At 31.1% G+C, this 15,325-nt stretch carries 15 protein-coding genes; 13 read left to right on the top strand and 2 right to left on the bottom strand.

Features of this window, described 5'->3' with window-relative positions; all coding sequences use genetic code 11:
• Positions 1 to 16: 16 nt before the first annotated feature.
• Positions 17 to 433 (bottom strand): DUF2141 domain-containing protein, encoded by a 417-nt coding sequence (locus ABHQ57_RS12110; protein WP_389863792.1) that lies wholly within the window; start codon positions 431 to 433, stop codon positions 17 to 19.
• Positions 434 to 585: 152 nt separating this feature from the next.
• Between ABHQ57_RS12110 and ABHQ57_RS12105 the strand changes: the two genes are divergently transcribed.
• The 3 genes from ABHQ57_RS12105 (at position 586) to ABHQ57_RS12095 (ending at position 2,259) form a co-directional block, all read left to right on the top strand.
• A complete protein-coding gene (locus tag ABHQ57_RS12105; protein WP_073183239.1) occupies positions 586 to 1,080 on the top strand; it encodes an RNA polymerase sigma factor in 495 nt (164 codons plus the stop codon).
• Between the two features lie 5 nt (positions 1,081 to 1,085).
• Positions 1,086 to 1,694 carry a hypothetical protein gene (locus tag ABHQ57_RS12100; RefSeq protein ID WP_047789633.1) on the top strand — a complete coding sequence of 203 codons (609 nt, stop codon included), beginning with the start codon at positions 1,086 to 1,088 and terminating at the stop codon, positions 1,692 to 1,694.
• Positions 1,695 to 1,773: 79 nt separating this feature from the next.
• Positions 1,774 to 2,259 (top strand): hypothetical protein, encoded by a 486-nt coding sequence (locus ABHQ57_RS12095; RefSeq protein WP_073183242.1) that lies wholly within the window; start codon positions 1,774 to 1,776, stop codon positions 2,257 to 2,259.
• On the opposite strand, the gene ABHQ57_RS12090 is transcribed toward ABHQ57_RS12095, so the two are convergent.
• A complete protein-coding gene (locus ABHQ57_RS12090; protein ID WP_389863789.1) occupies positions 2,256 to 3,278 on the bottom strand; it encodes a threonine aldolase family protein in 1,023 nt (340 codons plus the stop codon). The two genes, ABHQ57_RS12095 and ABHQ57_RS12090, sit on opposite strands and share 4 nt — an antisense overlap.
• 36 nt (positions 3,279 to 3,314) lie before the next feature.
• On the opposite strand from ABHQ57_RS12090, the gene prfB reads away from it, so the two are divergent.
• The 10 genes from prfB (at position 3,315) to ABHQ57_RS12040 (ending at position 15,311) form a co-directional block, all read left to right on the top strand.
• Positions 3,315 to 4,409, top strand: a complete 1,095-nt coding sequence (prfB, locus tag ABHQ57_RS12085; protein WP_167714051.1) for a peptide chain release factor 2 — start codon at positions 3,315 to 3,317, stop codon at positions 4,407 to 4,409.
• Between the two features lie 20 nt (positions 4,410 to 4,429).
• Positions 4,430 to 4,771, top strand: coding sequence for an arsenate reductase (glutaredoxin) (arsC, locus tag ABHQ57_RS12080; protein ID WP_167714052.1), 342 nt, complete (start codon positions 4,430 to 4,432; stop codon positions 4,769 to 4,771).
• 697 nt (positions 4,772 to 5,468) lie between these two features.
• Complete coding sequence (locus tag ABHQ57_RS12075; RefSeq protein WP_167714053.1) at positions 5,469 to 7,694, top strand: NADP-dependent isocitrate dehydrogenase; 2,226 nt, start codon at positions 5,469 to 5,471, stop codon at positions 7,692 to 7,694.
• A 206-nt stretch (positions 7,695 to 7,900) separates the two neighbouring features.
• Positions 7,901 to 8,716 (top strand): N-acetylmuramic acid 6-phosphate etherase, encoded by an 816-nt coding sequence (gene murQ, locus ABHQ57_RS12070; protein ID WP_159490666.1) that lies wholly within the window; start codon positions 7,901 to 7,903, stop codon positions 8,714 to 8,716.
• The gene (locus tag ABHQ57_RS12065; protein ID WP_047789626.1) at positions 8,709 to 8,948 is read left to right on the top strand and encodes a DUF6095 family protein; all 240 of its coding nucleotides are present in this window, start codon (positions 8,709 to 8,711) and stop codon (positions 8,946 to 8,948) included. The genes murQ and ABHQ57_RS12065 overlap by 8 nt, the downstream gene beginning before the upstream one ends.
• Positions 8,949 to 8,951: 3 nt before the next feature.
• Complete coding sequence (locus tag ABHQ57_RS12060; RefSeq protein WP_159490664.1) at positions 8,952 to 10,004, top strand: hypothetical protein; 1,053 nt, start codon at positions 8,952 to 8,954, stop codon at positions 10,002 to 10,004.
• A 90-nt stretch (positions 10,005 to 10,094) separates the two neighbouring features.
• Positions 10,095 to 11,042, top strand: a complete 948-nt coding sequence (locus ABHQ57_RS12055; protein ID WP_073183252.1) for a hypothetical protein — start codon at positions 10,095 to 10,097, stop codon at positions 11,040 to 11,042.
• Positions 11,043 to 11,089: 47 nt separating this feature from the next.
• Positions 11,090 to 11,854, top strand: coding sequence for a hypothetical protein (locus tag ABHQ57_RS12050; RefSeq protein WP_047789624.1), 765 nt, complete (start codon positions 11,090 to 11,092; stop codon positions 11,852 to 11,854).
• A 20-nt stretch (positions 11,855 to 11,874) separates the two neighbouring features.
• Positions 11,875 to 14,145 carry a hypothetical protein gene (locus ABHQ57_RS12045; RefSeq protein WP_073183257.1) on the top strand — a complete coding sequence of 757 codons (2,271 nt, stop codon included), beginning with the start codon at positions 11,875 to 11,877 and terminating at the stop codon, positions 14,143 to 14,145.
• A gap of 5 nt (positions 14,146 to 14,150) precedes the next feature.
• On the top strand, positions 14,151 to 15,311 hold the full coding sequence (locus ABHQ57_RS12040) for a gliding motility-associated C-terminal domain-containing protein (RefSeq protein WP_167714054.1): 1,161 nt from the start codon (positions 14,151 to 14,153) through the stop codon (positions 15,309 to 15,311).
• Positions 15,312 to 15,325 lie beyond the last annotated feature (14 nt).

Genomic DNA, 15,325 nt, shown 5'->3' with positions numbered 1-15,325 from the left:
GTTTACCCTCTTCATTCTAAAATTTAATATCGAAAGATACATTTTTATCTTTAACCAAAAACTTTGCTTCGTCAAACACAGGCGGTCCATAACGGGATAATTTATTGTTTGATACTCCATAGTCTTCTATTGGCATTCCATTAGGCTCAAAATCCATTCTATTGTTATTGCTTGCGTCATGAAAACAAATAATAGCATATTCTCCTTCTGGTACTTTTTTAAAAATTACAGTACTTTTTCCCTTTATTATTACTGATTCTTTTGCCTGTAGTGGTTCTTTTCTAAAGTTCTCTCTAGTATATAAGGCAAATTTTATTTTTCCTTTATCTGAAGTGACATTTACAACTGTCGCTGCAATTGTTTTGTCTTGAGCTGAAATTGTTTCAATTGTAAACAAGACGACTGTAATAACAATATGGATTACAAGTTTCATTTTATTTATTTTTTACGGTTAATTATGACACAAATATTCATAAGATGCTTTATCTCTAAAATAAAAACACACTGAATTGTATTATTTTTAGGATGAGTTGTAACAATTTGTATTTTTGAGCTACTTATAACATAACAACTCTACTAAACTTAGTGAAAAAAGAATTAGAAAATAGATTTTTAACTGATTTCGAAGCCAATCAAAACATTGTGCATAAGGTATGTAGGATTTATACAACCAACCAAAATGCACATAACGATTTGTTTCAAGAAATCACCATTCAGTTATGGAAAAACTATGGTAAGTTTAGAGGAGATGCAAAATTTAGTACTTGGATGTATCGAGTAGCATTAAATACTGCTATTTCTTTATATAGAAAATCAACAAGAAGTATAAAAACACAAGACTTTACAGACTATTCTTTTAAAATTAAAGCAGAAGAATATGATGACACTGAAGAAATACAATTAAAAGCCTTATATGGTGCTATTCGTAAACTAAATGATATTGATAAAGCGCTAATTTTTTTATACCTAGAAGACAAGCCCTATAAAGAAATTTCTGAAACCTTAGGTATTAGTCAAGTAAATGCTCGGGTTAAAATGAACAGAGCAAAAGATAAATTAAAAAAGATATTAAACCCATAATTTAAATGGATTTAGATAAATATAAAAAAGCTTGGGGAAACCAGTCTGAAGAAACAAATAAAGTTTCTAAAATCGACATTTATAGAATGGCGCATTCCAAGTCATCATCAATAGTAAAGTGGATTTTTATTATTGGAATTTTAGAGTTTATTTTCTTGAATTCTTTCTATTTTATTTTTGACATGGAAGAAGCTTATGAGGAATATAAAAAACTTGGGTTATATAACTTTATGATTTATTCTCAATTTATCATATACCCTGTACTACTCTATTTCTTGATTAAATTTTACCTTAATTATAAAAGCATTTCTGTTGTAGACTCTACTAAAACTTTAATGACAAAAATTATTAAAACAAGAAAAACTGTAAAGTACTACGTTATATTTAACTTGTTATATGTATTTACTTTTGGAATTATAGTTGCAATTGCATCACTAAAAGCTCACCCAGAATTTAACTCTAAGCAAGTTTTAATTTCAATTATTGTTACAGTAATAATGTTGATAGTTATGCTTATAGTTTTATGGTGTTTTTATCAGCTATTGTATGGAATTTTACTAAGAAAGTTAAATAAAAACTATAAAGAGCTTGCTAAACTTGAAGACTTAAATTAAAAAGAACTGTTTTTTCATAAACTTTTATTAACGTTATATAATTAGCATTCACTATATTAGCCATATTAATTCATTACTTATGAAAAAAGTATTTATTATAGCTGTTTTCCTTTTTTATTCTGTTTTTGCTTTTACTCAAGAACATAGTTTTTGGAAAAATCTTCGTTTTGGAGGGGATGCTAGCTTTGGCTTTGGTTCAAATAACACAACGCTTGCTATATCTCCAGCTGCTGTTTATGATTTTAATGAATCTTTTTCTATAGGCTTAGGAATTGGCTATGTGTACAATAAAAACGAAGGTTTAAGTTCTAATATAATCACTCCTAAAATAATTACTTTATATAGACCTATTAGAGAAATTGAATTTTCTGCCGATTTACAGCAAATGTATGTCAATACAAACATTAATGGTACTTCTAAAAAATATAATTACCCTGCTTTAAATATTGGAGCTTCTTACAGAATAGGTGTTGTTTCTTTAGGCGTACAATACGATGTTTTGTATGAAGAAAGCAAAAGTGTATACGCTTCTGCTTTCTCTCCTATCGTAAGAGTTTTCTTTTAAAAAAACTCTCTTAATTCTTGTAATAATTTTTCATGCATCTCATTTGTATAATCTAAATGAGTTACTATTCGTATTTTTCCTTCCCCCATAGAAATTAGTAATATACCTCTGTCTGCCATCTTTTTCATAAAATCATCTGGATTTATAGAATCTTCTACATAAAAAATAACAATATTCGTTTCAATAAGTTCTACCTTTTTCACATACGAACAACTTTCTAATACCTTACCTATTTCTTTTGCTTTTTGATGATCTTCTGCTAAACGCTCTACTTGATTATCCAGAGCATAAATCCCAGCAGCTGCTAAAAAACCAGCTTGTCTCATTCCACCACCAAACAACTTTCGTACACGTAACGCTTTTTCTATATATTCTTTAGTTCCCAACAAAACAGATCCAACAGGAGCTCCCAATCCTTTTGATAAACAAATTGAAATCGTATCAAATAACTCTCCATATTGTTTTGGGGTTTCTTTTTTTGCCACCAAAGCATTAAATAAACGTGCTCCATCCAAATGATACGCCAAATCATTGGCTTTAGCTACTTTTTGAATCTTTTGTAATTCTTCAAAGTCCCAGCAGGCACCACCTCCTTTGTTTGTTGTATTTTCAACACAAACTAATCTACTATAAGGTGTATGAATATCATTTCTTCCTCCTACCACACTTGCTAACTGATTCGCTGTAAACATTCCTCTACCCCCATCAATTAAACAAGAAGTAACTCCTGCATTAAACGCAGCTCCTCCACCTTCATAATTATATACATGTGCCCATTTGTCGCAAAACATTCTATCCCCTGGTTGTGTGTGAATCTTTATCGCTGTTTGATTTGCCATGGTTCCCGAAGGAAAAAATAACGCAGCTTCCATTCCAAACAAATCCGCTACTTTTTCTTGTAACAAATTCACTGTCGGATCTGCTTTAAAAACATCATCTCCTACCTTAGCACTCATCATTGCTTCCAACATTCCTTGAGTTGGCTTTGTTACTGTGTCACTTATTAAGTTTATTTCCATTTCTAACTACGATTTTTAAAATGTATTTTTGCATCTATGATTACACACGAACAGCTTAAAAATATCACTGAACGAATTGGCAAGTTAAAAGGATATTTAGAAATTGACAAGAAGTTAATTGAAATTTCAAATGAAGAAGAAAAAACAGCAAATCCTGATTTTTGGAACAATCCGAAGGAAGCAGAAGCTGTAATGAAATCACTTCGGTTTAAAAAGAAATGGGTAGAAGATTACAATACTGTTGTAGCTATGAATGACGATTTAACAGTTTTGTACGATTTTTATAAAGAAGGTGATGTTGATGAAAACGAAGTCGAAGAACAATTTGATAAAGCTGCTACTTTTTTAGAAGATATTGAGTTTAAAAACATGCTTTCTGAAGAAGGTGATAGTTTAAGTGCAACGATACAAATTACAGCAGGTGCAGGTGGAACTGAAAGTTGTGACTGGGCAGAAATGTTAACTCGAATGTACACTATGTGGGCAGAAAAACAAGGTTTTAAAATAAAGACCTTAAACTACCAAGAAGGTGATGTTGCTGGTATAAAAACGGTTACTTTAGAATTTGAAGGCGATTATGCCTTTGGGTGGTTAAAAGGTGAAAATGGTGTCCATCGCTTGGTACGTATTTCTCCTTTTGATAGTAATGCGAAACGTCATACTTCCTTTGCTTCTGTATATGTGTATCCTGTAGCCGATGATTCTATCGAAATTGAAGTAAACCCAGCCGATATTGAAATTACTACAGCACGTTCAAGTGGTGCTGGTGGACAGAATGTAAACAAAGTTGAAACTAAAGTTCAGCTCTTGCATAAACCTACAGGAATTCAAATTCAGTGTTCTAACTCACGTTCGCAGCACGATAATAGAGCTACTGCAATGCAAATGCTGAAATCTCAATTGTACGAAATTGAATTACAAAAACGTTTAGCTGCTCGTGACGAAATTGAAGCAAACAAAATGAAAAATGAATGGGGAAGTCAAATTCGTAACTACGTAATGCACCCATATAAGTTGGTAAAAGATGTCCGTACAGCCCATGAAACAGGAAATGTAGATGCTGTTATGGACGGAAATATCAATCCGTTTTTAAAAGCCTATTTAATGATGATGGGGCAAAAAGAAGATTAATACTATAAAACTCATTAATAATGATTAAAATATACCACAATCCACGTTGTTCTAAATCAAGACAAGGTTTAGAGATTATAGAAAACTCTGGTAAAGAGTTTGAAACTGTAAAATATTTAGATACTACCCCTTCTACTGAAGAGTTAAAAGAAGTTATTAGTTTATTAAATATTTCTCCAATCGATTTAGTTCGTAAAAATGAAAAAATTTGGAAGGAAGAATATAAAGGAAGAGAACTATCAGATGCTGAAATCATTAAAGCCTTGGTTGACAATCCTAAATTAATAGAACGCCCAATAGTTATTAATGGCAATAAAGCAGTGATTGGTCGTCCACCTGAAAACATCAAAGAAATCATTTAACTACTTAAAAGCTCTCAAGAAATTGGGAGCTTTTTTATTCACATTTGTTAATAAAATACCGCATCCAACTTGTTGATAACAAAACACCTAAAACACTAAAAAAGAGCCATTTATTTCTTATATTTGGAAAAGAGTTTACAAAGTAAGTGACGTCAGAATTATAGTTAACTGTATTAATCACTAAAAGTAAACCATTAAAGTAACGTTCTTTATATATTTTGTTTTTAAACGTAATTAAAGCTAAATACGATCATCATAATTTTTGATTAATTGTAAGTTATTAATAATTTATAGTTTTCTAGTTATAAGTTTATAAGTATTATTGGTTTAAATTTAGCTGGACTAACCTGTTTAAAAACATCGAAACTTTTATTTTATAGGTGACATAATTTATAAGGTAAAGTTTCTTTTGAGGTAGTAACGTAGCTTTATCTAAGGAAAAAGCATAAACACCGTTTATTTGATAATGTAGTAATACAAATCAGTACCTCTTACTATTTCAAGAAAGCCATATCAATTACAAGAAATTGTTTGATATGGCTTTTATTTTTAATAACAAATTCTCTTTTTCACCTCTTTAAATTATCATATTCATAACAAAACACACTAATTAATAATAATTTACCATCAAAAAACTCAACCGTAATTCTTAAATTTGCGTCACTTCAAAATATAATTTAATTTATTACTTATACATATGAATAAGACTGCTAAAATTATGTACACAAAAACGGATGAAGCTCCAGCATTAGCTACTCGTTCGTTTTTACCAATCGTAAAAGCTTTTACAAAATCATCTAACATAGAAGTAGAAACCAAAGATATTTCTCTTGCTGGTCGTATTCTTGCTAACTTTTCAGACTTTTTACCTAAAGAACAACAAGTTGAAGATGCTTTAGCCTTTTTAGGAGATTTAGCAAAAAAGCCAGAAGCTAATATTATTAAACTTCCTAACATCTCTGCTTCTGTACCTCAATTAAAAGCCGCAATTAAGGAACTACAAGCTTTAGGGTACTCTCTACCTGATTACCCAGAAGAAGCTACTACCGATGAAGAAAAAGCTATTTTAGCACGTTATAACAAAGTAAAAGGTTCTGCAGTAAACCCTGTTTTACGTGAAGGTAACTCTGACCGTAGAGCTCCAAAAGCTGTAAAAAATTACGCAAAAAAGAATCCTCATTCAATGGGAGCTTGGAGTACAGACTCTAAAACTCATGTTTCAACAATGACTGAAGGAGATTTTGCACACAGTGAAAAATCAGTTACAGTACCAAATACTACAGATGTACAAATTGTACATACTGATGCTAATGGAAACAAAACTGTTTTAAAAGAAAAGGTATCATTACTAGCTAAAGAAGTAATTGATGCTTCTGTTATGAGTAAAAAAGCATTATTAACTTTCTTAGAAGAGCAAGTTAAAGATGCTAATGATAAAGGAGTTTTATTCTCTTTACACATGAAAGCAACCATGATGAAGGTTTCAGACCCTATTATATTTGGTCATGCTGTTCGTGTTTTCTTTAAAGATTTATTTGCTAAACACGGTGATACATTTAAAAAAATTGGGGTTGATGTAAACAACGGATTTGGTAACTTGTTGAGTAACCTAGAAGAATTACCAGCTGATAAAAAAGCAGAGATTTTAGCAGATATTGAAGCTATTTATGCTAGTAACCCTGATGTAGCAATGGTTAATTCTGACAAAGGAATTACTAACTTACACGTTCCTTCTGATGTAATTATTGATGCTTCTATGCCAGCAATGATTCGTACTTCTGGACAAATGTGGAATAAAGAAGGAAAACAACAAGATACTAAAGCTGTGATTCCTGATAGTTCTTATGCTGGTTTATACCAAGAAACTATCGATTTCTGTATTAAAAATGGAGCTTTTGATCCAACTACTATGGGTACAGTTCCTAATGTAGGCTTAATGGCTCAAAAAGCTGAAGAATATGGTTCTCATGATAAAACTTTTGAAATCACTACTGACGGAAAAGTTGAAGTTATCGATGCTAATGGAACTGTATTATTAGGACACACTGTTGAAACGGGTGATATTTGGAGAATGTGTCAAACTAAAGATGCCCCTATTCAAGATTGGGTAAAGTTAGCTGTTACTCGTGCAAGAGCTACACAAACTCCTGCTGTTTTCTGGTTAGGAAAAGAAAGAGCACACGATGCAGAAATCATCAAAAAAGTAGAAAAATATTTACAAGACCACGATACTACAGGTTTAGAAATTAAAATCTTATCTCCAATAGAGGCTACCAAATATACTTTAGAAAGAGTTAAAGAAGGAAAAGATACTATTTCTGTTACAGGAAACGTTTTACGTGATTATTTAACTGACTTATTCCCTATTTTAGAATTAGGAACTTCAGCTAAAATGTTATCTATCGTTCCATTAATGAACGGTGGTGGATTATTTGAAACTGGTGCTGGTGGATCTGCTCCAAAACATGTTGAACAATTAGTAGAAGAAAATCACTTACGTTGGGATTCTTTAGGAGAATTTTTAGCATTAGCAGTTTCTTTAGAACACTTAGGGGAAACTAACGATAATACCAAGGCTAAAATATTAGCAGAAACCTTAGATGATGCGACAAGCAAATTGTTAGATAATAAAAAAGGACCTTCAAGAAAAACTGGTGAGCTAGACAACAGAGGTTCTCATTTTTATTTAGCTATGTACTGGGCACAAGCTTTAGCTTCTCAAGACAAAGATGCTGATTTAAAATCTCAATTTGCTCCTATAGCAGAAAAAATGGCTACTAATGAAGCGACAATTGTAGAAGAATTAAATTCTGTACAAGGTAAAGCTGTAAACATTGGTGGATATTATGAACCAAATGATGATTTAGCTAATGCAGTAATGCAACCAAGTAAAACTCTTAATAATATTTTACAAAACATATAATTAATTAGTTATATAAAATTCAAAAGCAGGTGATAAATCACCTGCTTTTTCTATTAAAAAAGTAAACCAAACAAATTATTAAACAATAATGTCCGCCGAATTATTATTCAACCCCATTACTTTGTTTTGACTTATAATTATGACACCATAAAATTATAATCACAACAATCTAATTTCTTAAAACTTTTAATTAGTAAATTTGAAGCATGAAGTTTACAAAAACAACCGAACAAGATTCCAACTATAATAATTTGGAAAAAATGAGTGTATCTGAATTACTGTTTAACATCAATAAAGAAGACAAATCAGTTCCTTTCGCTGTAGAAAAAGCACTTCCTCAAATAGAAAAACTAACGAAACATATTGTATTAAAATTAAAAGAAGGTGGTCGATTGTTTTACATTGGTGCTGGTACCAGTGGTAGGCTTGGAATTGTAGATGCTAGTGAATGTCCTCCTACTTTTGGCGTTCCTCACGAGTTAGTTGTTGGATTAATCGCTGGTGGTGATTATGCTATTAGAAAAGCTGTTGAATTCGCTGAAGATTCAACGAATCAAGGATGGAAAGATTTACAAGAGCATCAAATATCATCAAAAGATATTGTAGTAGGTATTGCTGCGTCTGGCACTACACCTTACGTTATTTCTGCTTTAGAAGAATGTAACAATAACGGTATTATTACAGGCTGTATAACCTGTAACCAAGGAAGTCCCTTAGCATTAACTGCTCAATTTCCTATTGAAGTTGTTGTAGGCCCTGAGTTTGTGACTGGAAGTTCTAGAATGAAAGCTGGAACAGCACAAAAATTAGTATTGAATATGCTTTCTACAGCTAGTATGATTCAATTAGGAAGAGTTAAGGGAAATAAAATGGTTGATATGCAATTGTCTAACAACAAATTAGTAGATAGAGGAGAAAAAATGTTAGCTTCTGAATTAAATATCGACCAAGAAACTGCTAGCGAGCTATTAAAAAAATATGGAAATGTTCGTGAAGCAATAAAAAACTATACAAATGAATAAGCCTACTACTTTTGAAGCTGGTATAAAAAAGCTCTTAGTTTTTTTAGGGTTGTTAATTATTTCTCCATTAGTATTAAGTATTGCTTTTAAAGCCTTACGTGCTTTTAAAGATGCTCCAAAAGTTTTTATTGCATATGGTCTGCTCGCAGTTGGTGTGTTGCTAATACTATTTACCGTATATTATGGCTTTAAAACTTTTAAAACTATATTAGACCACCTTTTTAGCAAATAACTTTTGATTAAAAATAGTTCCATAAAAAAAATAACAGACTGGGAGCATTGGCCATCCGCTATGTTTTATCTTCCTAATCTTCCTTACGCTTTTTATCTAGCCTTCAAAGCCAAACATTTAGCTTTTTTTAGTGCAACTAATCCATGTATAAAAAGCTCTGGAAATGGAACTGAAAGTAAGTACGAAACAATTTTATTAGTTCCTGAACAACATAGACCTAAAACAGTTTTAATTAAACCAAAAACTGATTTTAAAACTGTTTGTAAAAATATCAAAGAACAAAAAATTAATTTTCCTTTAATAGCAAAACCCGATGTTGGCTTTAGAGGTTTATTAGTTGAAAAAATAACTACAAAAGAAACACTAAAAAACTATCTTGAAAAATACTCCATTGACATTATTATTCAAGAGTTTTTAGATTATAAAAATGAGTGTGGGATATTTTATCATAGAAACCCAAAGGATGATTCTGGAAAAATTTCTTCATTAACTCTAAAACATTTTTTATCCGTTACAGGAGACGGGACCTCTACTTTAAAAGAATTAATTTTAGCTGATAAAAGAGCTAAATTATACGTCGATTTATTTTTTAAAATTCATCAAAATAAACTTACAGAAATACCTGTTAAAAATGAGGTTATTAAACTTACTGCTATAGGTAATCATTCTAAGGGAACTCAGTTTATTAATGGTAATCATTTGATAAATGATAAACTAACTGACACTTTTGATAAACTAAGTAAATCAATTCCCGGTTGGTATTATGGACGAATTGATTTAAAGTACAATACTTTTGAGGAGCTAGAAAAGGGTGTCAATTTTAAAATACTAGAAATCAACGGAATTATAGCAGAACCTACTCATATTTACGATTCACAAAATTATACCTATCTAAAAGCCTTAAAAGCTATAAGGGTACATTGGAAATCTCTTTTTAATATCGCCATTACGAACCATAAGAATTTCAATACTCCATATAAAAATTCGATAAGTTTTCTTTATGAAATTTTTTTACTAAAAAAATATACAAAAAAAATTAAACGTCTTTCTAAATAAAAAATCTTTCTTACCTTTGTAAGCGAATACATGTCCATGTATTTTTTAAGAATCCCCCCGAGTCTTAAGAACAATTAATTATTTAACTGAATGGAAAGAAGATTACTTTTTTCTTTGATTCTTGTTTGTGCTATTATCCCAACCTTTTCTCAAGTAAAAGTTGGAGATAATCCCTCTTCAATTCATTTAAGCTCTATCCTAGAACTAGAGAGTTCTGACAAAGTTTTAGTTATAAGTAGAATGACCAGCACTCAAATGAATGCTATTCAACCTTTGCGAGGTGCTTTAGTTTTCAACATTGACCAGAATTGTGTTTTCATGTACGATGGTAGCTCATGGAGAAGTTTATGTTCTTCAGGAACTAGAGAAAGTATTGACGTAACTACTTCTTCCACACCTCCTATTGATAATGAAATAGGTGATTTTTGGATTAACGACTCTCAAAATAATACCACCAGTATTTGGGATGGAACAAATTGGATTTCTATAGATAACAACCCTAGAAGAGGAAATGGAACACCTAATAATAGTACTGCCCCGAATCCAAGTTCTGGAGATGTTTATGTAGATACAACCACTGGTATAATTTATGCTTATGATGGTACCACTTGGGTGACATCTAACACAACACCATCTGCAAATAACGGACTTTTAATAAATGCTAGTAATACTATTCAATTAGGTGGTGTATTAATTCAACCTACCACTATTGAAACTAGTACTACAAATACATTAGCTATTAGTGGTTTAGAAAATGGAAGCACTACTACTGATGATATCGTTACAGTAGACAGAACTACTGGCGTTTTAAAAAGAACCGCTGCTTCTAACCTACTAAATGAAGAAGTTATAAAAATTATAGCAACTGATGGTCAGGTAACTTTTACGGGGCTTACATTATATACAACTGATAAAATTAATGTATACAGAAACGGAGTTAGAATAGACTTTACTGTTGATAATGCCACAACAATTACCATAGAACCTGAAGCAACATGCTATGCAGGTGATGAAATACGAATAGTTCAACTTTATTAATAACAATCCTTAATTAAAAATCTTAAAAACAATTTAATTATCAATTCATGAAAACAATTACAAACAAATTTAAATTAACATTAGCTGTCTTAAGTTTATTGGCTATTGGTACTGTTAGTGCGCAAATCACTGGTGTAGATATTGCTCCTGCAAATAAAGACATTCAAACTGGAGTAAATAAAACTATAAGAGTTATAGACAATAAAGGTACTATTAAATACATCCAAACTCAAAATGGTATTACTACATTAACTAATACTACTAACAATACCACTACCACCACTATTCAATTGGGAGGAACTTTAAATAGTGATACTACAATCACTTTAAATGATGGTACTACAGATCATAACTTTACTATTGATGGTATTAATTTTAACCTAAATAATACAGTTGTTGAAAACGGTGCTGCTGCAACTGCTGATGCAGGACAAGCTGATGGTATTTCTACTACTGGTTACACTCTTTTAGTAAGAGATCAAGCTACTGGTCAAGTAAAAAAATTACTGTTAAGTGATTTAATCCAAAGTGGTCATGATATTTTTGATAGTACTACTACACCTGCAGTTGTTGCTACAGCTAATCCTGCTACCTTAACTTTAGTACTTACAAACGCTCCTCAAACATTAGAGTTTAAAAATGTTAGTGTATATAGAAATGGTGCAAAACTGATTGCTAATAGAGATTATAGTATTATAGCTGGGGCAACTGCTACAGACCCTGCCTCTGTTTCATTAGCTCCTACCAATACAGCTCCATATGATTGGTCAATAACTACCGAAGATATTATCGAAGTTCATTGGTCTAAATAATTAAATCTTAATTTACCTTAATGCTTGAAAACATTAAACATATAAAAAGATTTATACTAGCTTTTGCATTGGCACTATCTTCTTTTAGTGCCAATGCACAAGAAGTTAGGGTTATAGATAATAAAGGAACTATTCAAAAAGTAAATAATAATAACGTTACTACTTCTACAACCGCACCAACCAACCCTGTTGAAAATGATGTTTGGTTCGATACAACCAATAGTCAAATAAAAATATATGACACTGTAGACGGTTGGAAGTTAATTAGCTCTACTATTGCTTCTCAAAATATCTATACTGCCAACGGTGATTTAACTTCAAACCGTACTTTAAACGGCACCAATAGCTTTGGTTTAACTTTACAAAACTTAAACTATCTACAACTATTTAGTAACACTATACAAATAAATGGTATTAACAGTACCCAAATAAGTACCACAGGAGGCCCTATGCAACTATCTGCTTCTTCAACAATGCAGTTAACAGCCCCAAGTAATATTATTTTACAAAGTCCTACTGAATTTAACAGTAGCTTATTAGATATTAATAATTCTGCTGGAACTTCTGGTCAAATATTAACCTCTACAGGCACCGGTGTAGATTGGATAGATAATCCTGCTTTGAATAACTGGCTAATTACAGGTAATACTGGAACTACGAATACAAATTTTTTAGGAACGATTGATGATGTTAAAATGCAAATCCGTTCTAATAACGTTTCTATGCTAGAGTTTGGTAGAAGACAAACATTAGGCTTAAACGAACCAACTAGAACTGATTATAACAACCCAAACCAATCGTTAGTATATTTAAATGGTTCTGATGGTGTATCTGCATTACAATTTAGAGCTGACGGTGCTAGCTTTTATAAACCTATGTTTTATACAACTTCTAATGGAAGTTTTAGGTTAAAAGGTAGTTCTGGAGGTACTGATTTTTTTGAAATAGGTTCCGCTGGTCCTACTAATGACGGTCGTTTAGAGTTTGTTATTGCCGATGATGGAAACGAACCTATTGTTTTCAAAAGGTTTGACTATAGAAATGGAGAGTTCTATAAAGAGTTTTTTAGAGTTCAAGGATCTAATGCTACTGAGAATGCTAAAACACGTTTTGGTATTAATATTAATCAGAATCAATATTCTGTAACAGACAATATAAATGCACCTTCAAACGGAGGTGTTACAAACCCTAAATTAATAGCTAATTCGACTTTACAAATTGAGGGATCTGTCTCTAAATCTATTGAACAAATTAACTCTAACACTACACTTAATGAAGACCATCATACAGTAGTTGTTACAGCTAACGTTACAATTAACTTTCCTACAGCAAATACCTGTAAAGGAAGAATCTACATAATTAAAAATGTATCTGGTGGAAACATTAATTCTTCTACTTACAGAAACGAATCAAACACAGATACATCTACGATAAACAATAATACTACATTAAAGGTACAGAGTGATGGAACTAGATGGGTAAGTATTAGTAATATTCTAAATAATATTAACAATAATTGGAAAGTTACTGGTAACTCAGCCACAAATCCTACAAATAATTTTATTGGAACTACTGATGCTCAAGATTTATCTTTAAGAACAAACAATACTGAAGCAGTTAGAATTCTTCAATCTAATCAAAATGTTGGTATAAATACCACTATCCCTTCTGAACGTTTAGATGTAAATGGTAAAGTACGTATTAGAGATATATCTACTGTTACTACAAATAATGATATACTAACAACCAATACAAACGGTGTTGTTGAAAAGAAAAAATTGATTGCCTCTGAAAGTAATAATCAAATTTCTACTGGAGCCAATGGTGGTGTATATTTAGGACCAACTGTATATACTGGTGCTTTTATAATTAATACAAACGGAAATGTTACTATAAATACACTACCTTTTCAACCTTCTCAAATAACTTTTGTAGCTCACGCAAATGTTGAATCTTTTAACTTAGATCTAGACAATAATATAGGTGATAACAACAGAAGCATTGCTAATTCTTTTGGTACAATGAACGGTTTTGCTAGAAATGACTCTGGAACAATAACACAACAAGTTATTTATATTGGAGGTAGTGGTAATTCTATAAATGATATTTCAAGGTTTGCATCTTCTTCAAACTGTATAGGTTTAAGATATAGTGATCAAAATGGTAATGATCTCGGTAAAATTACAGCTTCCATGACCTCTTTTAATACAAATGGTTTTACTATTAATGTAAATAGAACTAATAATGCTAGCTCCGAAAACCTTGTTGTATTATACACAGCATATAAATAGTTTAAATGAAAAATCTATTTTTCATATTATTTTCTAGTTCATTACTTGCTCAAAATGCATTTTACAATGTTGGAAATGTGCAATTACATAACGACGCCAAAATAGGTTTTCATACTAATGTAGTAAATAATGGTACATTAGATAATTACACAGGTTTTGCTGGTTTCTATGCTGATAATGAAGTAAGAACGATTTCCGGTACTAATAGTGTTAGTTTTTTTAATGTAGAAGTTGATGCTTTACAAAATATAGAACTTTACAACTCTTTAAAAATTCGTAATCAATTAGACTTTATAAACGGGCAAATTGTCACACCTAGATTTGACAACTCTATTTCTCTTCAATTTTTAGACTATGATTTTTATGCCGGGGAAGATAACTCTAGACATATTAATGGTTATGCCTTAGTAGAACAAGGAAATAAAAATACTACAAATTTTACATTCCCAATTGGAGATGGAAGTATGTTGCGTCCTATGAGTTTGCCAAACCATGATAAATATTATGTGTTCAAAGGAGCTTATTTTTACGAAAACCCAAATTTTCCTTCAACATTTACTTCAGTTTTTTTAACAGATCAAAAACAAGCTATTATCGAAAACGTAAGTAATATTGAGTTTTGGGATTTAGATGGAAATAATGAAACTCAAATTACATTAACATGGAATAACCGTAGTGATATTACATCAATAGCTAATCAAATTTCTCAATTAATAGTTGTTGGCTGGAGCAAAGCAGAAAATCAATGGGTAAACTTAAATGTAATGCAAGTTACCGGAGACTTGTCTGAAGGAACAATTACATCGGCGGCATTTACACCTAATAATTACGAAGTAATAACTATTGGTTCTTTGTTAAATAATGAAATAAGTAATAACAATAACATTCTAATATCTCCAAATGGAGATAGTCTTAATGACTTCTTGGTCTTTGATGAAGTTAATAACTATACACATAATAAATTAACAATTTATAATCGTTGGGGAAACCTAGTTTATGAAACTTTAAATTACAAGAATAATTGGGATGGAACCTCTAACGGTAGAGCTACACTAAACAAAGAAAGCAAACTTCCTACTGCTACGTATTTTTATTATTTAGAACTAGGTAACTCACCCAATAAGTTAAACGTTATGAAAAAAGGTTGGGTGTATATTAACCGATAAATTATTAATTATTA

Origin of the sequence: Tenacibaculum sp. ZH5_bin.1 (assembly GCF_042865525.1) — a bacterium.
Taxonomy (GTDB): Bacteria; Bacteroidota; Bacteroidia; order Flavobacteriales; family Flavobacteriaceae; genus Polaribacter; species Polaribacter mesophilus.
Note: the sequence above shows the minus strand (reverse complement) of the source record. Positions and strands in the feature narration are given on the sequence as shown.

Bases quoted from the DNA above. Each gene is read 5' to 3' on its own strand.
- ABHQ57_RS12050 (WP_047789624.1), top strand. From the start codon at position 11,090: ATGAAAACAATTACAAACAAATTTAAATTAACATTAGCTGTCTTAAGT.
- murQ (WP_159490666.1), top strand. From the start codon at position 7,901: ATGAAGTTTACAAAAACAACCGAACAAGATTCCAACTATAATAATTTG.
- ABHQ57_RS12075 (WP_167714053.1), top strand. From the start codon at position 5,469: ATGAATAAGACTGCTAAAATTATGTACACAAAAACGGATGAAGCTCCA.
- ABHQ57_RS12110 (WP_389863792.1), bottom strand. From the start codon at position 433: ATGAAACTTGTAATCCATATTGTTATTACAGTCGTCTTGTTTACAATT.
- prfB (WP_167714051.1), top strand. From the start codon at position 3,315: ATGATTACACACGAACAGCTTAAAAATATCACTGAACGAATTGGCAAG.
- ABHQ57_RS12065 (WP_047789626.1), top strand. From the start codon at position 8,709: ATGAATAAGCCTACTACTTTTGAAGCTGGTATAAAAAAGCTCTTAGTT.
- ABHQ57_RS12100 (WP_047789633.1), top strand. From the start codon at position 1,086: ATGGATTTAGATAAATATAAAAAAGCTTGGGGAAACCAGTCTGAAGAA.
- ABHQ57_RS12040 (WP_167714054.1), top strand. From the start codon at position 14,151: ATGAAAAATCTATTTTTCATATTATTTTCTAGTTCATTACTTGCTCAA.
- ABHQ57_RS12090 (WP_389863789.1), bottom strand. From the start codon at position 3,278: ATGGAAATAAACTTAATAAGTGACACAGTAACAAAGCCAACTCAAGGA.
- arsC (WP_167714052.1), top strand. From the start codon at position 4,430: ATGATTAAAATATACCACAATCCACGTTGTTCTAAATCAAGACAAGGT.
- ABHQ57_RS12045 (WP_073183257.1), top strand. From the start codon at position 11,875: ATGCTTGAAAACATTAAACATATAAAAAGATTTATACTAGCTTTTGCA.
- ABHQ57_RS12055 (WP_073183252.1), top strand. From the start codon at position 10,095: ATGGAAAGAAGATTACTTTTTTCTTTGATTCTTGTTTGTGCTATTATC.
- ABHQ57_RS12095 (WP_073183242.1), top strand. From the start codon at position 1,774: ATGAAAAAAGTATTTATTATAGCTGTTTTCCTTTTTTATTCTGTTTTT.